The organism is uncultured Veillonella sp., from assembly GCF_963534045.1.
GTDB lineage: Bacteria > Bacillota > Negativicutes > Veillonellales > Veillonellaceae > Veillonella.
Genome location: NZ_CAUSQT010000004.1, coordinates 22,979 through 44,414 on the forward strand (window position 1 = coordinate 22,979; position 21,436 = coordinate 44,414).

Here is a 21,436-nt window from a genome sequence, read left to right on the forward strand (position 1 = left end):
AAGTATAACACAAAACTCATATCTAGTAATGTGAGGTTTATTAGCTTTCACTATAGAAATAAATTTATTGCCAAAAAGGTTATCCCCTCTGATATCTCCCCATTCATACAGAAAAAAATATGTCAAATCTATTGATGTTTAATAAAATAAAGGCTTTTTCTTGAGAAATATACAAAAATAGCTATTAGTTGATTTGATACACAATCAACTAATAGCTATTTTTAGTAATAAGAGGCTATTTCATAACAGTCACTTTACATATAGAGTTAGAGTTATATCTTAAAAAGGTATATTACAACACACCATGCACGAGTAGGTAATTAATCAATCAATTAGAATGCTGGAATAATCGCACCGTTATAATGTTCTTCAATGAACTTCTTAATTTCTGGAGATTGTAATGCTTTCGCTAATTTTTGAATAGCTGGTTTATTTTCATCACCAGGATTTACAGAAAGAAGGTTTGCATATGGAGAATCTGCTTTTTCTACGAATAAGCCATCTTTTGTAGGATTAAGACCAGCTGGCAATGCATAGTTCGCATTGATAACTGCTGCATCCAAATCTTGAATAGAACGAGGAATTTGAGCCGCTTCTAATTCTGTAATTTGGATATTTTTAGGATTGCTAGTTATGTTAAACGGTGTGTTTGTCAAACCAGTTGGGTCTTTCAAAGTCACAAGACCAGCGCTTTGCAACAAGAGAAGTGCACGTGCACTATTTGTTGGGTCAGATGGAATAGCCACCTTTGCACCATTCGGTAAATCTTTCAAGTCTTTAATTTTTTGAGAATAAATAGCTAACGGTTCGATATGAACAGGTGCAAAGCTTACGAAATTTGTACCATGATCTTTATTATAGTTATTTTGGTAAGGTACGTTTGCAAAGAAGTTTGCATCTACTTCATGACTAGACAATGCCATGTTCGGTTGAATATAGTCTGTAAATTCAATAATTTGTAAATCTACACCTTCTTTAGCCAAAATAGGTTTAACTTGTTCTAATATTTCGGCATGAGGCACAGGGTTTGCAGCCACCTTCAAAATTTCAGGCTTAGAACCACTGGAACTTTCATTATTCGTAGATGACCCACATCCACTAATCAATAATGCTGCACCTAATACAGCCGTTGCAGCAAAGGCAAATAATTTATTCATACAGGACCTCCTATATAGTAAAATACGATAATCATAACGCATCAATTATGAATGATATGTTCACAGTATAGCATTTTAATTCCTACTAGAATAATAGTTAATTAATATGGTTAGCTATTACTTATTTATATATCTAAATATATCGAATTACCTTTTTATTTATAAATAATTTTACTCTATAATGTTATAATAGCTATTAATGAGTTATATATTTCATTAACTGTAATTGATTTATCCATTAGTATGGATCATGTAGGAGACCTATGGAACTGACAGACATTCAAATTCCTAGCGATTTGCGCGACTGCTCACTAGCAGAGCTCGAGGTCATCGCACAACATATACGAAACTTAATCATCCATAGAACATCACACATTGGCGGTCACATTGGTTCCTCCCTAGGAGCCACTGACATTATTGTTGCTTTGCATCATGTGTTCGGCCTTGATGATGCTCAATTCATATTTGATATTTCCCATCAAAGTTATGCTCATAAGATTTTAACAGGCCGTCACGAAGGATTTAAAAATAAGGACAAATTTCATACCATATCCGGTTATAGCAATCCTGCTGAAAGCACTCACGATGCATTCCACTTAGGTCATGCTTCCACAAGTCTCAGTTTAGCTTGCGGTCTTATGATTGGCCGCGATTTACATCATGGAACACATCCAATTATCGCCATGATTGGTGATGGTGCCCTATCCGGCGGAGAAGCTTATGAAGCATTAAATCACTTAGCTACCATGCCATCCCAATGCTTGATTATCATCAACGATAATGAACAATCCATCGCTGAAAACCACGGCGGGTTATATACTCATCTTCAACAATTGCGTGAGACTAATGGTGAAAGCCCTAATAATATCTTTAAAGCTCTTGGCTTTTCATATCGTTATATCGACGATGGCAATTCGCTAACATCCCTAATCCATGCGGTAAAAGACTGTAAAGACGAGACAACGCCAACAGTGCTCCACATCCATACGACAAAAGGCTACGGTTACGACAAGGCCATTGCAAATCCCGAAGGCTTTCACAATCCATCTGGTTTTGATATCGACACAGGGGAAACAAAGAAACGCTATACTAACAGCTATGAATCCATTGTGGCAAAGCAACTAATTGAAACACTAGAGCAAAACAAAGCGGCCTGCATCGTCACGGCTGCTACACCTGGCGGATTCTGCTTGACGAAGGATATCCGAGAAAAACTAGGTGCTCAATACATCGACGTAGGCATTGCGGAAGAACATGCTACAACATTACTTGCTGGTATTGCACACAACGGGGGCACGCCAATTTTACCGATTTACAGTACATTTTTACAACGCGCCTATGATCAAATCATAAATGACCTATGTATTAACAATAGCAATGCACTGATTCTCGTATACCGCGCATCGATTTATGGTAATAAGGATATGACACATCTTGGATTCAACGATATTTCCATGCTCGGTAACATGCCAAATCTCATGTACCTAGCACCTACAACAGTAGCGGAATTAGAATCGTCCATTCGTTATGGATTAGAGCACCACAATCATCCTATTGCCATCCGTATTCCGGTAGGAACACCAATCAACGATACAGCTCAATCCAATACAATAGATAAGCCTGTCACATCGTATGACATAACTCAATCTGGTAACACAATCGCAATCATAGGTGTCGGTAATTTCTACCATAAGGCTGTCGAACTAAGTCATGCAATACGTGAGGCAACACATATCTCACCAACCATCATAAAACCACTTTGCATTTCTAGTTTGGACACCCATACATTACATGAATTAACAAAGGACCACCATATCGTCATCACCTTAGAGGACGGTGAACTCGAAGGTGGCTATGGTCAAAAAATTGCTAGCTATTATGGAAAAACGTCTATGAAGGTCTTAAACTATGGTATTTCCAAACAGTTCTACGACCGATACAAACCTGAAGATGTATTACAACAAAATCACTTAGATTTTGAACACATCTTAGATGATATACGAAACGTACAACATTAATTCAATACATATATGACAAAATGCCCAGTTTAAAACTGGGCATTTCTTGTATAAATTTATAATTTCATAACATCTGCCAAGGCCACTAGGTATTAAGCACTTAGGTTGAAGGAACTTATCAATTCTTTATCAAATGAAGTTATTTCATTATCTTTCATTGTTTATAGTCTTACCTTGTCGATATAAATCCAAGAAATTTTTGAGTACTCGACCTGTTAATCCCCATATCGTATATTGCTTATAGGGATAAAAATAAACAGAATAATTCTGCCGAATTTTCCAGTCTATTTGGTATCCTTCTAATAAATGAAATGGAAAATCTCGCAGTGGTTTAGTACCGATATCTAAGTGCCCCACGGTAGGTTCCATAGTAAGTAAATGCGAAAGTGGCACCGTAAAGATTTCACCTACCTCATCAGGATTAGGCGTAAATTCATCGGTATGTAAACGTACAACTACAGCATGCAGTTTAACACCTATAGCAGATACTAAACAATCTAAGGAGCCTAATAATTCAATTTGATCCGTATCTATTCCTAATTCTTCCGAGCACTCACGAATAGCCGCATCAGCTCCGGTTTTATCGGAACTTTCACAATGGCCACCAGGAAAACTAATTTCACCAGGCTGTCTACGTAAGGTCTGACTACGCACCGTAAATAGGACGTGATCCTCACCATCAATTTCAAGCAATGGCACTGCTACCGCTGCAGTTATAACATCAATATCTGTGGTCACTTGCGGCTCTCGTCCATTTAGATATGCGCTTAATTGTCTGTCCATAGTCATCCCCCTTTTCTTCATTATACCAATAATAGTTTTCCAGAAAATAGTACAAATGGCACAATTTATAATTTATTATTTGAAGACAAAAATAGGTTACCTCACATACAAGAGGTAACCTATTTATATATATTATGCTTTTATTAAGTACAATCTACGCACCTTGGAATTGAGGCATGTCATCATGAGAGTCAGGATCGTCTAACGTGCCTTTCAAATCATTATCTACCATCGCACATACAGATGCATCAGACCAAACGTTTTCGGCCGTTTCAATCATATCGATAATCGTGTAGATTGGTAAGATAATACCAAGTAATCCGATTGGTGCACCAATGGAGCTCATCAAGGATAAAGTTAAGAAATAGCAACCCATTGGAACCCCTGCATTACCGATGGCTGCAAGAACAGCGATGAAGAGCCAAGCCACCATAGTACCAGCTGTTAGTTCAATGCCTGCATTTTGCATTACGAACAAGGATGTAACAAGGATGAAAGCTGCGCAACCATTCATGTTAATTGTTGTACAAATTGGTAATACAAAACGCGCTACAGAAGGATGTGCTTTCAAATTGTCTTCTGCAGATGCTAATGTTACAGGCAATGTAGCTGCAGAAGATTTTGTGAACAATGCAACAGCTACGGCTGGAGACATTTTACGGAATACGTCTATAGGGTTTAAACCACGGAATAACAAGAACAATGGAATTACGATAAAGAATTGAATCAAGTTGCCGCCGATTACAACAGCTGTGTATTTACCTAAAGCACCAACAATTACGCCCGCTTCAATTTGTGCAGATAATTGGCCTGCAAAAGCAAGGATACCGATTGGTAAAACGTAAAGTAGGCCTCTAATCAATGTAAATAGTAATTCTTGTAAACCGAATAACACTTTCAATACTGCTTCGCGGCCTTCTGTACGAGGCATGAATGCAAAGGCTAAACCAACAGAAGCAGAGATGAACATAACAGATAATACGTTACCTTCTAAATACGGTTTCAAGATATTGTTAGGAATAACGGATAAGAAATGATCATAATATGTTACGTGACCTAATTTTTCAGGTACTTGCGCTGCACCAGCACCGATTACATCAAGTGGTAAATTACCTGGCGCAATCCAGAGGAATAAACCAAGACCAACAGCGGCTGCACAAATTGTTGTTAACAATGTATAAGTTACAGCATGCCCAAAGATACGGCCTGTATCTTTTTTTGCACCCAACATGGATAATGTAGTAATAACTGCTAGTGATACAGTAGGTATTGCAATAAATTGGAATAAATGCGTAAATACTGCAGCAATGAAATTAAATAAGTCATTAAGAACAGGAATATGTTGCCATCCTAAAACAGCACCGATAATGAGTGCACCCATCCATAAAATAAATTGACGTAATTTACCTTGTCCACGACTTTTCAAGGTAATCTCTTGCGCTAAGGCATCAACATTTTTATTACTTTGGTCTGCCATAAAAACACCTCTCTACTAATAAAACTACTAGAGACTAATAAATAAACCCCAGCCCTAGGGGCTGGGATAATCGTCACATCCGAGTCTCTTAATAAAACCCATTATAGAGATATGTTTTAAAATTGTCAATTACAATAATTGAATATATTGTAATATGTTCAATTATTATTTCAAATTTTATATAGACACTCTAGCAAAAGCTAATGATAAACGTCTATGTCCATAGTAATCATCCGAGTTCGCTCAGGATTAAACATAAAGTAAATGGCTCTCGGCTGGTCTTGATCAAAGTTATGGTAAACAACATATACTATATATTTCTCAGCCGATATCCGCGTACTATAATAATAATCTTCGTTAGGATCATCACCGACACTTTGTGTACCATTAATTATCCAGGGAACTAATTTCCAATTTTGTCGTCGAATTGTAATAATCTCATAATAATTGCTTACATCACTAACCAATACATTTTTATCTTTTGGATATGTAAACGAATTAAGTACTTCAACTGTAGTATCTTTATCCCTACCATTTATAAACGAATACCAAGCATTAGATTTAACAGTTTCCTCAAATTGTGAAATCGTATCCTTATCACCATCTAATACTAAACAGCTTTTATTTCCACCCATTCCAATTACTTCAGCAGAAGAAACCACTTTCACACGCTCTGGTAAAAACTTAGGTGTTTGTAAGGGATGCGGAATATACCCTGCCTTAGATGAGGGCCATGTAGAGTGCCATAGTTGTGTATCATAATGGGATATCCTTACAGCAGAAAATACTAGAGTAACAACTAATGTAGGAAGCATACACAGAAAGAAGATTACATAAAAATATGTTAAAAAGCTTTTTCGTATACCTTTCTCACTATCAATTACGCTACATTTTTCAAACAATAATACAATCGTAGCTACTAACAAAATTAGATAGTATAATCCAGAATATGATATCTCATCCGAGAACAAAAATGTTAGTACCCAAAGAGTTATAAAGAACCATATACTCTTTCTATAAGGAGCACCTAAAAATAATTCCTTTAGATATAATACACACTGTCGCATTCACTCTCTCCACAACAATACCAATTACTTAGATTGATAAAACACAGCCCGTGTCCCATCATTACTAATCAAAAGTTCTACGAAATGAGGTCTTTTAGTATTTCCATCATCAACAAAGACATATAATCTATGATTACTAACAGAACTGGTTGTCTGATTTACCAATGTTTTTGTTTCTTTTCTTGGTGCAAAGCGTAACCACTCAATAAAATCTCGTTTAGGTAGGTCTATTGTTTCTTCATGTATACTTTCGATAATATTATATTCACTAGGGTGAGAGATAGACGGTATTCGTTCTCCCGTATTTAAATCACGTAACATACCATCCTTATCAATTTGCGCTTGATACACAGCGTGTTCCTTAGCAATCTCCTCATACTGTGCAATAACTGTAGAATTTCCTTCTAATACGGTATATCTTGTAGGATATGCATTTGCCCAAGCTAAGCTATCGCCAGATGCAGAGGCCCTTGAAATACCTTCAGGAAGGTTCTTAGGACGCTTTAGCCCTTCCGGCAACTCGTCATCATTTGGCCAACCTCGTTGCCAGTCCATAGTACTAAACTCAAATCCATCGGTTTGTTCAAGAGTCATTTGAGTATCGTACTTAAGCCAATCCGCAACAAGTCCAGCTAAACACAAATTAAATATAATAAATACGCAGCAAATCAATTTAACATGTGTTTTTTCAGATAAAGTATGTTTCTTAAACCAATCATATTGTAATAATAAACTCAATACTATTGCTATGCCAAATACAATATATGTTATAGGTGCTATATTAAATAGCATTGCCACAATAAATAGCATAATTATATATGCAGTTAATAGGCCATAAAATATGCGAACCAAAGCTCTCTCCCTATATTTCTGTGACTACAACATTTTCTTATACAATACTTCTATATCGTTACGACTTACTTCAGCCACTGTATTAGCAATATTTCCTGCAGCTACTACGTATACATTATCTACAAGCCAAGGAATATCCTTTTTAGTAAACCCTAACTCTGTAAGATTTGTGGTAAGGTCTAATTCATGAACGATAAGGCGTAATGCTTCACCGAGTTCAGAACCGTCACCATGGTTGAATATTCGTGCCAATGAATTGAATTTTTCAGGGTTAGCACTCCATGTGTATTCCACTACAACGGGCTCGATAACGGCAAGGCCCACGCCATGTGTAATATCTTTAAGACCACTAGCAGGATGTTCCATACCATGTCCGAGTGTAACACCTGCCGCGTTAATAACCATGCCTCCAATCGTACTAGCCAATGTAACGGACTCCCACGCTTTTGTAAGTTGTTTTTCATTGAGTACCGCTGGTTTACTATTCGCAATGGCTTTCACATGTTTATATAGTGGTACAAGATATTGTGCTAGTAATGTTACTGCATAATGAGCTAGTGCATCGGTGAAAGGTTGCGCTGTTTTAGAAGTGTACGCCTCAATGTTATGGCACAATGCATCGAAACCAACAGATGCCAACACATGAGGTGGCATAGTCCCCATTACAGCAGGGTCTACAATGGAAACCTTAGGCACGATAGCATTACAGCGCAACGATTTCTTATCTCCTGTTTCAGGATTTGTAAGGACACCAAAACCATTTCCTTCAGAACCAGTGCCACAGGTTGTAGGAATCACAATAAGAGGTAACGCATTATCACTCGTTTTGCGGTTGAAGATATAGTCATTAATGTCGTCGTCATTCACAGCCATAAAAGCAATGCCCTTTGCGCAGTCCATAATGGACCCGCCACCAATAGCAATAACCATATCGCAGCTTTCAGATTTAGCTAACGCAGCACCGTCTAACGCTGTTGTAGTCAACGGATTGGCATCGACTTGATCAAAAAGGACATGGTCAATATGAGCCGCATCAAGCTTAGCCACAACGCGGTCATATAAACCAGATTTTTTCGCACTACTGCGACCGGTTACAATGAGTGCTTTCTTGCCGTACGGTGCAGCAAATTCAGCAACACTATCTACTTTATTCCAACCAAATTGAATATTTACAGGTAAAAAGTACGAGAATTCCATATATACGACCTCTTTTCTTTACATCAGTATATCTTTATCGTAATGTACGTAAAAACGTTCGTCAATACGTTATAGCCTCAAAAGACAAAAACAGCAGTACTCTTGTGTAGCACTGCTGTTTATCGTTTTAAATTACATCTAAGACATGTTTAGCAAATTGACGGGCTGCCTTACAGTCATCCTCGTTTGGATGAACAGCCGCTTGTTTATGACGTGCATCACGGTCAGCCGATTGACCATGACTGTGTCCCTTGGGGAACATTTTATACATCATTTCTATAACCTTAGGGTCAACCTTACCTTGGCAGATGAAAGTATCTACAGGCACCACTCCTTCTGGTAAGCACGCTGCTGCATTGATCAAACTTTGCTTAGCATGCTCCATGTGTGGAGGCACGCCAGCCGTTGCAAACAACGCAATGTGCGGATTATGCAATGTACCCAGTACATCGCGGGCCTCTTTATTAGCTGTACCCTTATCAACCCAAAATCCCGCAAAAACAAGTTCATAGGATGCTATATCTGATGGCAATTCTTTCATAGCCACACATGGTGTGCCCTCTGGTAATACGCTAGTAATGGCCTCTGCCACTTGTTTTGTATTGCCTGTAAGGGAAGAATATATAACGATAGACTTCATGTCTTACCTCCTTATTAGTATATATTTATTATAAGACATGTAAGGTAGTCTTTTAATAAAATAAATCACAATATTATAGAGAATGAAAGTACTTTCAATTATTTACAACTAGATCGATAAAATTAATTTAACTACATTTATAAATTTAAAAAAGTCAATATTGAATATATAGATTTTTTTCGCTATAATCATTACATAATGTATTTAGCAAATAAGAAAACTACAATATATAGTAGTTTTCTTATTTTTCTGATTAGATATAGCGTAAGGGATTATATATGAGTTACGCTAGCTCTACAAATGATTTTACATAGATTTACAATGTAAGGGGAACCATAATGGAGATTATGATCAAGAAACGGGATGGCCATTTTGAACCGCTATCCGTAGAGAAAACTAAACGAATGATTGCCTTCGCATGCTTGGGGTTAGATTCTTGTGATCCACTAGAATTGGAAATGGATGCGAAATTACAATTCGTTGATGGTATGACGACTAAAGAAATTCAAAAAACTTTAGTACAAACAGCTATCGAAAAAGTTATCTCTAAAAAAGACGACGGTTTTGGTAACCAAGTTAATAAAATGAACCAAGATTGGCAGTTCGTAGCAGCCCGCCTTTTCTTGTTCGATCTCTATAAAGAAGCTGCTATCACTCGCCGTTATAAAGCTTTCGGCTACGGCAACTTCCCAAATCTTGTACATATGCTTGTAGAAAAGAAGAAATACGCAGACTTCTTCGTTACAGAATATACACCTGAAGAACTTCAAGAATTGGGCGATTATATCAAACCTAAACGAGACTACCTCTTTAACTACGAAGGCCTTAAATTGTTAGCTGACCGTTACTTAGTAAAAGGCTTCAATAAAGAAATCTATGAATTGCCACAAGAACGTTTCATGGCTATCGCTATGCACTTGGCATTGGTAGAAGGGGAAAACAAAGTAAAATTCGCTAAAAAATTCTACGACTTAATGAGCCAATTAAAGATGACAACTGCTACACCTACATTAGCAAATGCGGGTACACCATTCCATCAACTATCCTCTTGCTTTATCTCTGGTGTAGACGATAATTTATGGTCCATTTACGATGTAAATAGCAAATTCTCTCGCGTATCTAAACACGGTGGTGCTCTTGGCATCTACCTTGGCAAGGTTCGTGCATTAAACTCCGATATCCGCGGTTTCAAAAACTCCTCTGGTGGCGTTATTCCTTGGATTCGCTTGTACAACGATACAGCTGTTGCCGTAGACCAATTGGGTAAACGTAAGGGCGGCGCTACAGTAACACTTGATATTTGGCACAAGGACTTCTACGAATTCGTAGAGCTGCGTACAAACAATGGCGATGATCGTCGTAAAGCTCATGATATCTTCCCGGCCATCTCCATTCCAAATATCTTTATGGAACGCCTATTAGCTCGTGAAAACTTCACCCTCTTCGACCCTCACGAAGTCTTGACTGTGAAAGGCTACGCCTTAGAGGACTACTACGATACAAATGATAATAAAGAATTTACAAAACGTTACCTTGAATGTGAACAAGACACTAACTTGCACGGCATTGAAGTTCCAGCATTAGACATGATGAAAAAAATCATGCGCTCTGCTGTTGAAACAGGTACTCCATTCATCTTCTTCCGCGACACTGTAAATTCTGCAAACCCTAACAAACATGCAGGTATGATTTACGCATCCAATTTATGCCACGAAATCGCACAAAACGTTGGCTTCACAAACCTTGTAGAAGAAATCATCAACGAAGATGGTACTATCACTACGAAAACCAATACAGGTGACATGGTTACATGTAACTTGAATTCCATCAGTCTTGGTCGCATTACGGACGAAGAATTGGAAGAAAACATTGCTCTTCAAATTCGTATGTTGGACAATGTTATCTCTATCAACCAAGCACCTGTTCCAGAGTCTCGCATGACATCTGATAAATACCGTGCTATCGGCCTTGGTACTTCCGGTTACCACCACTATCTAGTAAACCACAATATCCAATGGGAATCCGATGAACACATCGAAGCAGCGGATAAGTTGTTCGAAAACATCGCTTACTATGCAATCAAAGCGTCCATGGAACTAGCAAAAGAAAAAGGTGCTTATCCTGCGTTCAAAGGTTCCGAATGGGAAACCGGTGAATACTTCACACGTCGTGGCTACACATCCGACCGTTGGAAGCAATTGGCTGCCGACGTTGCCAAATATGGTATTCGCAATGGTTATTTGATGGCCGTAGCTCCTACCGGTTCTACTTCCAACATTGCGAACACAACGGCTGGTATCGACCCTATCTTCAAAAAATTCTTCATCGAAGAGAAAAAAGGGTCTTTCACTCCAAAAACTGCACCAGATTTGAACGATAAAACGTTCTGGCTCTACAAAGAAGCGCATACAATCGACCAACAATGGTCTATCAAAGCTTGTGGCGTACGTCAACGTCATATTGACCAAGCACAATCTTTCAACTTGTATATCACACCTCAAATGAAAGCAAAAGAAATTCTCGACCTTTATGTTGAGGCGTACAAACAAGGGATTAAAACAATCTACTACATCCGTAACCAATCCCTTGAAATGGATGAGTGCACTAGCTGCTCTTCGTAAAAATAGTAGTAAAATAGTTAATATATTATTACTTCACAGATAATATAAAGGAGTCCACTATGGATAAAAAACTGATTTTCAACGAACATGGTGAACGTGGCACGCAATCTATGATTGGCGGCAACACAACAAACCTTCGCGAATGGAACCGTATCAAGTATGACTGGGCTAACCAAATGTACCGTACAATGCTTAACAACTTCTGGATTCCTGAAGAGATTTCCTTGAACGAAGACGTTAAGCAATTCCCATACTTAACAGATTACGAACGCCGTGCATTTGACAAAATCATTGCGTTCTTGAATTTCCTTGATTCTATTCAATCTGAAAACTTGCCGAACTTGAGCCGTTATATTACGGCATCTGAAGTGGCATCTTTATTGAATATCCAAGCATTCCAAGAAGAAATTCACGCCCAAAGTTATTCCTACATTTTAGATACTGTAACAAACCCAATTACACGTGACAAAATCTATGACGAATGGCGTACAGATAAAACATTGCTTGAACGTAACCGCTTCATCGCCGATGCATACCAACGTTTTAGCGACGATCCTAGCGAAGCAAATCTTATTCATACAATCATTGCTAACTATATCTTAGAAGGTATTTATTTCTACTCTGGCTTTAGCTTCTTCTACACATTGGCACGCCAAGGTAAAATGACAGCTACATCCACTATCTTCAAATATATCAACCGCGACGAAGTAACTCACCTTGTATTGTTCCAAAACATCATCCGCGAGTTACGCCGTGAACGCCCTGACTTGTTCACACCTGAACTAGAAGCAAAAATTACGGATATGATTCGCCAAGGTGCAGAGAACGAAATCGCTTGGGGACAATACATCACTGATGATAAAATCCTCGGCCTTAATAACGTTCTTATCGAACGCTACATTAAATACCTTGCAAACATCCGCTTAGAAGCAATTGGCTTACCTCATCTATATCCTGAAATCAAGGACAATCCTATGGAATGGATTGAAAGCTTCTCCAACTTGAATAGCACAAAAACAGACTTCTTCGAAGCCAAAGTTACAAACTATACAAAAGCAGCAGCATTTGATTTTGATGATTTAGTATAAAAGAAACTCCTACCTATTTGCAGGATGATTTAGTCCATATACAGCAGGATAATAAAAATGGATGCTTTCACAGCAAAACTGCGAAAGCATCCATTTTTTATCCCCAACTACAACACTTTCCGCATCATCACATGTGGACAGCCTTCATCTAGATATTCTTCACCTTCAGCCACATATCCTAGAGACTCATAAAATGGTTTAGCTCGTACTTGGGCCGACAAGGAGCAGGTCTTAAATCCATCGCGACGGATTCCATTTTCCGCAGCAAGCATGATTTTTGATCCCAAATTCTGACCACGATATAATTTTCGTACTGCCATACGACCAATATGAGCATCCCCTTCTATATCGCTGGGGAAAAATCTACAGGTACCAACAGCTTTGCCATCTATAGATAAAAGTACGAATTTTGCGGTTTCATCAATTTCATCAAATTCATTTTCAAAACCTTGTTCTTTCATGAACACATCTGTACGAATTTGTTTAATGTCATCGTTAATTGTATTTAAAATTTGAATAATCATATTGCCTCCCACAGTTACTCATATATCGCTATTAGTGTAATATCATATTTGTTATACTATTTCTAAGAGAGTCAATTGACGTGAGTTAGGTTCATCACCGAAAGGTGGTGATACTATGACAAAACATGAAATTACATATGTAGTTATCATAATTTTGTTATCCGTAGTTACTATCATTGCCTTAGTTAAATAAGGTAATGAAAACGCCTAACGTATTGAGGTGGCTAGACCTCTAACACGTTAGGCGCATCATTTTTACCAAAATTTTAGATGAGCCTAACGCTACCGACACGTTGATTGGCTCTCTTTATAGACTCATTATACTACAATTTACTCACGAATAGCAAAATCATTTTTATACGAAACACCTTATTATATCTGTTTTTCTAACAACTCAGTAAACACATTATTTTTTCAAACTTCCATGAAATTTATTTTTAGGTATTGCATAATTTTATCATTTGGGTTTATACTATACACATCAAATTTAGAAAGGAGCAACAATAAGATGACTAACCAAATTAGCACAGTAGCAAAACAATACTTTTATTGGTTCTTTATCCAACGTACGGGTAAGGAACTATTTGAGCTACGCTAATTTAGAAATCATCAATCGTTGCTTAGAATAGTAAAAGGGTTACCCGTATTAAAATACGGGTAGCCCTTTTTTATTTGCTATCCCGTATGGTTGGCCCCACTATTCGCATTGTTATTTGAGGAGGACTTATTATGATCATCACATTAAAAACAACAGCTACAGAAGCAGAGGTAACAAAATTACGCAATGAATTAGAAGCGAAAGGTCTTGTTATCCATCCAGTAGAAGGAGCCCACTATAATATCTTAGGTCTTATCGGCGATACAGCATCTCTTGATTCCCGTCAAATTGAATCCCTTGATTTCGTAGATAAAGTAACACGTATTCAAGAGCCTTTCAAAAAAGCAAACCGTAAATTCCACCCAGAAGATTCCGTTATCAATGTAGGCGGTGCACTTATCGGTGGCGGTCACTTCGCAGTAATGGCTGGTCCATGCTCCGTTGAAACACCAGAACAAGTACTCGCATCCTGCCAAGCATGTAAAGATGCAGGTGCTACAATTCTTCGCGGCGGCGCGTTCAAACCTCGTACATCTCCATACTCTTTCCAAGGCATGGGTCCTGAAGGCTTGAAACTTTTAGAATTAGCTAAAAAAGAAACTGGTCTTCCTATCGTATCCGAAGTTATGGATATTTCCCAATTGCAATACTTCGACAATGTAGATATGCTTCAAATCGGTGCTCGTAACATGCAAAACTTCACACTTTTAAAAGAAGTAGGCAAATTGAAAAAACCTGTATTGTTAAAACGTGGTCTATCTGCTACATACGAAGAATGGTTGATGGCTGCTGAATACATCATGTCTGAAGGCAATGATCAAATCGTATTATGCGAGCGTGGCATTCGTACATTCGAACCTAAAACACGTAATACATTAGACGTAACAGCCATTCCTATGATGCACGAACTATCTCACTTGCCAATCATCATGGATCCTAGCCATGCAGCAGGCATGAGCCGTATGGTTCGCCCACTTTCACTTGCATCCGTAGGCGGCGGTGCAGACGGCCTTATGATCGAAGTTCACAACGATCCATCCAAAGCATTGTGCGATGGCCCTCAAGCATTACGCCCAGATCAATTCACTAGCCTTATGAAAGAAGTATTCGCATTGCGTAAAGCATTGGTAGAATGCACTAAATAATCTTAAATATCACACAAATAAGCTAGTATCCGTTATAATAGATACTAGCTTATTCTTTTAAGAAAGGAATTATTATGACTCGCATCCATATCAACGCGTCTACCCCTTATGATGTCGTCATCGAAGCAGGGTCTCTAGAACGCATTGCCGATTATATTAAACCACTTAAACCAAGTTGCCGTGTTATCATCGTCAGCGACAGTAACGTGGCATCACATTATTTGGAATCTGTAAAAGCAAGTATGACAGATGCTGGTTACAATGTATGTGACTATGTTTTTCCTGCTGGTGAAAGTTCTAAAAACGCCCATCAACTCATCGATTTAGTAGAATACATGGCTGATCAATCATTAACTCGGAAAGACCTACTTATCGCTCTCGGCGGTGGTGTCGTAGGCGATATGGCAGGCTTTGCAGCAGCTACCTACCTACGAGGTATCGATTATGTACAAGTCCCTACCTCTCTATTAGCCGCTGTAGACTCTTCTGTAGGCGGTAAAACAGCGGTTAATCTCAAAGCTGGAAAAAACCTTTGGGGTGCTTTCAAACAACCGATCCTCGTCCTCTGTGATCCAACTACGCTCAATACATTGCCAGACATGGAATGGAAAAATGGATGTGGGGAAATTATCAAATATGGGTTCCTCGATGTACCAGGACTATTAACACAACTCGAACACAAACCATTAATACAACATCGCGATAGCGTGAGTTCCGTTATCGCTCGCTGCGTTCAAGCAAAGGCGGATATCGTTGAGCAAGATGAACGCGAATCCGGTGTTCGTGCCCTCTTAAACCTAGGTCATACCTTTGGTCATGGCATCGAAAAAGCGAGTCATTTCGATGTTCATCATGGTTATGCTGTCGCTATTGGCATGGTTCTCATGGCGCAAGGTGCTGTTAAACATGGGGAACTAGATGTTGAGGCTCTAGATAAATTAAAAGCACTCATCGAAGCCCACGATTTACCAACTAGCACGACCATAACAAAGAAAGAAATCCTAGCCGCTGCTAAGCATGATAAGAAAAGTGAAGGGGCTACTATTAAAATCGTGGTTCCAACGAGCTATGGCCACAGTGAGCTTAAGGTAGTCACCCACGAAGAACTTGCCACCTATTTAGACTAAGACGTAAAAGGAGATTTCTATGCATTCCGTAACGAACGCCATCCCTACAGGGACGATTGCGTCCATCCCAGCAAAGGCACATGCACACCGCGCCTTGATTTGTGCAGCTCTTGCTACCTCTCCATCTACTATATTACTGAGTCGTACCTCTAAGGATATCGATGCAACAATGGACTCCTTGCGAAGCTTAGGTGCTCACGTAGTATATGAAAATAAAGTTGTTACCGTCACTCCTGGCCCAGCTCCAGCAAAGGGCAATGTAGTACCGCACGAATCAGGTACTACGTTACGCCTTTTATTACCTGTAGCAGCATCCATCTGTAATGATGTAGATGTAGATGCCAAAGGTCGTTTACCAGATCGTCCGCTAGAACCTATGCTAGGCGAAATGAAAGCGCATGGCGTAACATTTTCTCAAGATAAACCGCCATTTACTATGACAGGTCGTCTCCAAGGCGGTAATTTCGCTATGGTAGGCGATGTGAGTAGCCAATTCTTCTCTGGATTATTGTTGGCTGCTCCTCAAATCGGCTTATCTACTATTACCTCTACTACGCCACTACAATCTAGCGATTATGTAACATTAACAACTGAAACTATGCGCGATTTTGGTGTAGAGGTAGAGCATACCTTACCAGATACCAATATTAACGAGGCTTTCACAATCCCATTTGGTGCCTCCTTCATTGGTCGTGATAATTACCAAATCGAAGGCGACTGGTCTAATGCAGCGATTTGGATGGTGGCAGCTAGTATGACGGGCAAACCAATTACTATTACAGGTATGAACAAAAATTCTGTACAAGCTGACCGCCGCATCATGCAAGTTATGATTGATGCTGGTTGTGATGTTGTCTGGGATGGTATAAATGTAACAGTCACCGGTCGCGCTTCCAAACCAATTCATGCAGATCTCGAGCAAATGCCTGATATGTTACCTGTTATGGCGGCCCTAGCTTGCTCTATTTCTGGTGAAAGTTCCTTTGTTAAGGGTGCTCGCCTACGTTTAAAGGAATCGGATCGTCTTGTAGCCGTTGCTAATCTCGTAAGAGACTTAGGCGGCACAGTTCGTGAAGACGGTGATGATCTATATATCATCGGAAGTGGTATACTTAAAGGTGGCCAAGGTGATTGCGTAAATGACCATCGCCTCGTTATGGCTGGCACATTAATGGCTCTCATCAGTGAAAATCCTGTTACCTTAAAAGATAGCGAAGCTATCACAAAATCCTATCCAGACTTCTTCGAGGACTGGAACTTACTGGGCGGTAATGCACAACCAGTTTAGATTTCTAATCGTATCTGGTGTAATCTAACAGATAATAGAAATAGTACGTACTATATAGTAGGAGTTAATATAATGGCATCTAATTTCGGTAAAACCATACAGGTATCTACCTTTGGCGCTTCTCATGGGTACGCCATTGGCGGTATTGTAGAGGGTCTACCTTGTGGACATACCATCGATATCGATGAATTAAAAGCCTTTTTAAAGCGCCGTGCGCCAGGGCAAAATCAATTAACAACACAACGTAAGGAAGCCGATGTACCTGAGTTTTTAGCAGGTATCGTAGACGGTATGCTCAGTGGTTCTCCATTGGCATTTATGATCCGCAACACATCGCAGCATTCTAGCGATTACAATAACTTGCGCGATATCCCTCGCCCATCTCATGCGGATTTTACAGCTCGTATGCGCTACGGTGATAAGGTAGATATGCGCGGAGGCGGCCATTTCTCAGCTCGCCTTACAGCACCACTTTGCGTAGCTGGTGGCATTGCCCTTCAACTATTACGCGAAAAAGGTATCGAAATCCACGGCCATTTAAAACAAGTAGGAACGATCCAAGATGCTCCTATCGATATGGTTCATCCAGATATGAAAGCATTAGCTAATATCGCTACAGAGCCGATTGCTATGGTTAATCCAGAAAAGCGCACCGAAGTAGAAAATCTTGTGATGCAGCTCAAAAAGGACGGCGACTCTACAGGTGGTATCGTTGAGGTCGTTGCCACAGGGTTACCTATTGGCCTTGGTAATCCAAACTTCGACGGCATCGAAAACCGTTTAGCTCGCGTTATCTTTGGCGTACCAGCCATCAAGGGCGTATCCTTCGGCGGTGGTTTCGATATGTGTGCTCAGCTTGGTTCCGAAGTGAATGATGCTTTCACCATGGACGGTGACAAGATTACAACATCTACCAATAATAGCGGTGGTATCCAAGGGGGTATTACCAATGGTTTGCCTCTCGTTATGCAAGTAGGTATCAAGCCAACACCATCAATTTATAAAGAACAACATTCTGTATCACTTTCACAAAAAGAGGACACATTGCTCACCATTCAAGGTCGTCATGACCCATGTGTGGCCCTTCGTGCAGTACCTGTTATCGAAGCTGTAACGGCCCTCGTTATTCTTGATTTCTTAGGAGATATTGACCATGAACTTAGATGAAGTACGCGTTAAAATTAACGATATAAATGACCAAATGCTCGCCCTCTTCAAAGAGCGCATGGAACTCTCCAAAGACGTAGCAGCAGCGAAAAAAGAGATGAATAAGGCTATTTACGATGCTAAACGGGAGCGCGATATTCTCGATAAAGTAACGAGAGATGCAGGTCCTGACCTTGATTTATATGCGCGTCGTTTCTTCGAAGCCTTATTCAGCTTGAGCCGTACGTATCAGTCTGAGCAATTATTCCAAGACAACGAATTTACTGTAAAAATGAAAAAAGCCATTAAGCAATCCCCTACCTTACCGCCTCAACGAGGCAGCGTAGCTTGTGCTGGCGTATTCGGCAGCAATGCACAAGTGGCATGTGATAAATTATTACCACTTAGCCAGATTCACTACGTAACAGGCTTCCGCGCCGTATTCGATGCCGTTGAGTCTGGTGAATGTCAATTCGGTGTATTGCCTATCGAAAATAGCTCTAATGGTTCTGTAAAAGAAGTATATGACCTTCTAGAAGATCGTAAATGCTATATCGTACGCGGTACACGCCTATGGATTTCTCACGACCTACTCGTGAAAAAGGGCACAAAGCTAGAAGATATTCATACGATTATCTCTCATCCACAAGCATTAGGCCAATGTAGCCACTTCCTAGAAAAATTAGAAGGTGTAGAATTGCGCTCCTTTGATAATACAGCTCGTGCTGCACAGCTTGTAGCAGCTAGTGATGACCCAGGTGTAGCCGCTATCGCAGCTCCTCAATGTGCAGACTTGTACAACTTGTCTCCGTTGATGCGCAACATCCAAAACAGCGACAACAACTATACACGCTTTATCTGCATTAGCAAGGACTTCCATGTGTATCCAGGGGCTAATAAAATCTCTGTGGTAACCACAGCAAGCCACGCTCCAGGTGGTCTTGGTACATTGCTTACTAAGTTCGCTAACATCGGTGTCAACCTTACAAAACTTGAGTCTCGCCCTATCGTAGGCCATAACTTCGAGTTCTTGTTCTACCTCGATTTAGAAGCATCCCTAGCGGATCCTAAGGTATTATCCGTTCTAGCAGAGCTTCATACGTCACAAGATAAGTTCCGCTTACTCGGCAACTACCCTGAAAACTAATACATTCATCCGTACTAGTCCCTATAAGGGCATATATAGTACAATGAATATAGTTATAAAATTCCAATGGCTAATAGGTACCAGCCTATTAGCCATTCTATGTATATTGACCTAGGAGGTCCTATGAAATTTGGTTTACTTGGCCGTACGTTGGGCCATAGCTTCTCCCCTCGCATTCATAGTGCATTAGGGAATACAAATTATGAATTATTTGAGCGCGAACCAAGCCAATTACAAGAGTTCTTCGCTGATCCAGAATTACAAGGCATTAACATTACAATTCCTTACAAGGTAAATGCCCTTGAAGCGTGTGATGTTGTTGACCCTCGCGCAGAACGCATCGGTTGTGTAAATACAATGGTTCGCAAAGATGGCAAATGGCACGGTTATAATACAGACTATGATGGTTTCGTGTTTACCCTACAACATGCAGGCATCGATGTAGCTAGCAAGGAATGTATCATCCTTGGCGATGGTGCTTCCTCTGCTACCGTTCACGTAGCTCTTGAAGATTTAGGTGCTAAAAACATCGTTCATTTATCTCGCAAAACGGCTCCATTCTATAGTGATGCGCCAAACTATTATGAAACAGCGCAGATTATTATTAACTGCACACCTATCGGCATGTATCCTCATAATCCAGCCAATCTCATCGATATTACACAGTTTTCTAAATTGGAAGGCGTTGTAGACCTCATCTACAATCCACGCCGTACTATTTTACTGTTACAAGCAGAAATGATGGAAATTCCTCATTGTGATGGCTTGCCATTCCTTGTGGCACAAGGCGTTGAGGCGGCTAACCATTTCCAAGGTGAAAGCTTTGGCACGAAAGAAATCGAGCAAATCTTGCGCGATATGCGACGTGAAAAGGAAAATATCATCCTCATTGGCATGCCTGGTGTAGGTAAAACAACAGTTGGTAAAGTCCTTGGCGAAGAAATGGGTCGCACCTGGGTTGATGTAGATCAAGAACTAGAAAAAGAAATCGGTGATATTTCTACCTATATTACGGAACAAGGGGAACCAGCATTCCGTGAAAAAGAAGCGGAAATGATTGCAAAACTCGGTACCCAAACAGGTCTTGTTATCTCTACCGGAGGTGGCTGTGTAACAGTGCCTAAAAACTTCGCGCACCTACGCCAAAATGGTCGTATCTACCAACTAACGCAACCTATAGAAAACCTATCTACCACTGGTCGCGTACTCTCTAGTGGTGGTCTAGACCGTTTACGCGAACTCGAAGAAATTCGTACACCAATGTATGAAAGCTTCGCTCAATGCATCGTAGAACACAAGCGCAATGCTCCAGAAACAGTAGCGGCTATCCTAGAAGACTTTGAAACTAATTTACTCTAAAAAATTATTCATCTGTATTTCTAGATAAAACTAAAACTCATATCTCAACTTCATAGATATAGCACTAAAAGCAGTATTTATTCTCAGGATAAGTACTGCTTTTTTATATTTCTTATGTATTATATATATTTGTAAAAACTCTTATTTGCAATTACAATGTAATTACAGCAAAAATTCAAAAAACCTAAACACTTTTCACTAT

17 protein-coding genes are annotated in these 21,436 nt (G+C 39.6%); 9 read left to right on the forward strand and 8 right to left on the reverse strand.

The window, feature by feature from the left end; all coding sequences use genetic code 11:
* Positions 1 to 332: 332 nt before the first annotated feature.
* Complete coding sequence (locus RYP29_RS01820) at positions 333 to 1,157, reverse strand: MetQ/NlpA family ABC transporter substrate-binding protein (RefSeq protein ID WP_287509402.1); 825 nt, start codon at positions 1,155 to 1,157, stop codon at positions 333 to 335.
* A gap of 263 nt (positions 1,158 to 1,420) precedes the next feature.
* Between RYP29_RS01820 and RYP29_RS01825 the strand changes: the two genes are divergently transcribed.
* Complete coding sequence (locus RYP29_RS01825) at positions 1,421 to 3,175, forward strand: 1-deoxy-D-xylulose-5-phosphate synthase (RefSeq protein WP_311531928.1); 1,755 nt, start codon at positions 1,421 to 1,423, stop codon at positions 3,173 to 3,175.
* 147 nt (positions 3,176 to 3,322) lie between these two features.
* Here RYP29_RS01825 and RYP29_RS01830 read toward each other — a convergent pair whose 3' ends face one another.
* The 6 genes from RYP29_RS01830 to RYP29_RS01855 all read right to left on the reverse strand — a co-directional run bounded on the left by RYP29_RS01830 (position 3,323) and on the right by RYP29_RS01855 (position 9,191).
* Positions 3,323 to 3,958, reverse strand: coding sequence for a CoA pyrophosphatase (locus tag RYP29_RS01830; protein ID WP_311531930.1), 636 nt, complete (start codon positions 3,956 to 3,958; stop codon positions 3,323 to 3,325).
* Between the two features lie 154 nt (positions 3,959 to 4,112).
* The gene (locus RYP29_RS01835; RefSeq protein ID WP_287509398.1) at positions 4,113 to 5,435 is read right to left on the reverse strand and encodes a dicarboxylate/amino acid:cation symporter; all 1,323 of its coding nucleotides are present in this window, start codon (positions 5,433 to 5,435) and stop codon (positions 4,113 to 4,115) included.
* A gap of 200 nt (positions 5,436 to 5,635) precedes the next feature.
* The gene (locus RYP29_RS01840) at positions 5,636 to 6,502 is read right to left on the reverse strand and encodes a hypothetical protein (protein ID WP_311531932.1); all 867 of its coding nucleotides are present in this window, start codon (positions 6,500 to 6,502) and stop codon (positions 5,636 to 5,638) included.
* A 24-nt stretch (positions 6,503 to 6,526) separates the two neighbouring features.
* Positions 6,527 to 7,354 (reverse strand): hypothetical protein, encoded by an 828-nt coding sequence (locus tag RYP29_RS01845; RefSeq protein WP_311531934.1) that lies wholly within the window; start codon positions 7,352 to 7,354, stop codon positions 6,527 to 6,529.
* A gap of 24 nt (positions 7,355 to 7,378) precedes the next feature.
* On the reverse strand, positions 7,379 to 8,551 hold the full coding sequence (locus RYP29_RS01850; protein WP_287509393.1) for an iron-containing alcohol dehydrogenase: 1,173 nt from the start codon (positions 8,549 to 8,551) through the stop codon (positions 7,379 to 7,381).
* Positions 8,552 to 8,678: 127 nt separating this feature from the next.
* Positions 8,679 to 9,191 carry a flavodoxin family protein gene (locus RYP29_RS01855; RefSeq protein WP_311531937.1) on the reverse strand — a complete coding sequence of 171 codons (513 nt, stop codon included), beginning with the start codon at positions 9,189 to 9,191 and terminating at the stop codon, positions 8,679 to 8,681.
* A 338-nt stretch (positions 9,192 to 9,529) separates the two neighbouring features.
* Between RYP29_RS01855 and RYP29_RS01860 the strand changes: the two genes are divergently transcribed.
* Positions 9,530 to 11,812: a ribonucleoside-diphosphate reductase subunit alpha gene (locus tag RYP29_RS01860; protein WP_311531939.1), complete on the forward strand. Its 2,283-nt coding sequence runs from the start codon at positions 9,530 to 9,532 to the stop codon at positions 11,810 to 11,812.
* Between the two features lie 59 nt (positions 11,813 to 11,871).
* The gene (locus RYP29_RS01865) at positions 11,872 to 12,900 is read left to right on the forward strand and encodes a ribonucleotide-diphosphate reductase subunit beta (protein WP_295227018.1); all 1,029 of its coding nucleotides are present in this window, start codon (positions 11,872 to 11,874) and stop codon (positions 12,898 to 12,900) included.
* A gap of 107 nt (positions 12,901 to 13,007) precedes the next feature.
* Here RYP29_RS01865 and RYP29_RS01870 read toward each other — a convergent pair whose 3' ends face one another.
* On the reverse strand, positions 13,008 to 13,424 hold the full coding sequence (locus RYP29_RS01870; RefSeq protein WP_311531942.1) for a GNAT family N-acetyltransferase: 417 nt from the start codon (positions 13,422 to 13,424) through the stop codon (positions 13,008 to 13,010).
* Between the two features lie 729 nt (positions 13,425 to 14,153).
* Here RYP29_RS01870 and aroF point away from each other — a divergent pair.
* The 6 genes from aroF (at position 14,154) to RYP29_RS01900 (ending at position 21,234) form a co-directional block, all read left to right on the forward strand.
* Positions 14,154 to 15,167 (forward strand): 3-deoxy-7-phosphoheptulonate synthase, encoded by a 1,014-nt coding sequence (gene aroF / locus RYP29_RS01875; protein ID WP_005379643.1) that lies wholly within the window; start codon positions 14,154 to 14,156, stop codon positions 15,165 to 15,167.
* 74 nt (positions 15,168 to 15,241) lie between these two features.
* Positions 15,242 to 16,294, forward strand: a complete 1,053-nt coding sequence (gene aroB, locus RYP29_RS01880) for a 3-dehydroquinate synthase (protein WP_311531943.1) — start codon at positions 15,242 to 15,244, stop codon at positions 16,292 to 16,294.
* Between the two features lie 19 nt (positions 16,295 to 16,313).
* On the forward strand, positions 16,314 to 17,582 hold the full coding sequence (gene aroA / locus RYP29_RS01885) for a 3-phosphoshikimate 1-carboxyvinyltransferase (protein WP_311531944.1): 1,269 nt from the start codon (positions 16,314 to 16,316) through the stop codon (positions 17,580 to 17,582).
* 72 nt (positions 17,583 to 17,654) lie between these two features.
* Positions 17,655 to 18,749, forward strand: coding sequence for a chorismate synthase (aroC, locus tag RYP29_RS01890; RefSeq protein WP_311531945.1), 1,095 nt, complete (start codon positions 17,655 to 17,657; stop codon positions 18,747 to 18,749).
* Positions 18,736 to 19,875 (forward strand): prephenate dehydratase domain-containing protein, encoded by a 1,140-nt coding sequence (locus RYP29_RS01895; RefSeq protein ID WP_311531946.1) that lies wholly within the window; start codon positions 18,736 to 18,738, stop codon positions 19,873 to 19,875. Before aroC ends, RYP29_RS01895 begins: the two co-directional genes overlap by 14 nt.
* Before the next feature lie 123 nt (positions 19,876 to 19,998).
* On the forward strand, positions 19,999 to 21,234 hold the full coding sequence (locus tag RYP29_RS01900) for a shikimate kinase (protein WP_311531947.1): 1,236 nt from the start codon (positions 19,999 to 20,001) through the stop codon (positions 21,232 to 21,234).
* Positions 21,235 to 21,436: the final 202 nt, after the last annotated feature.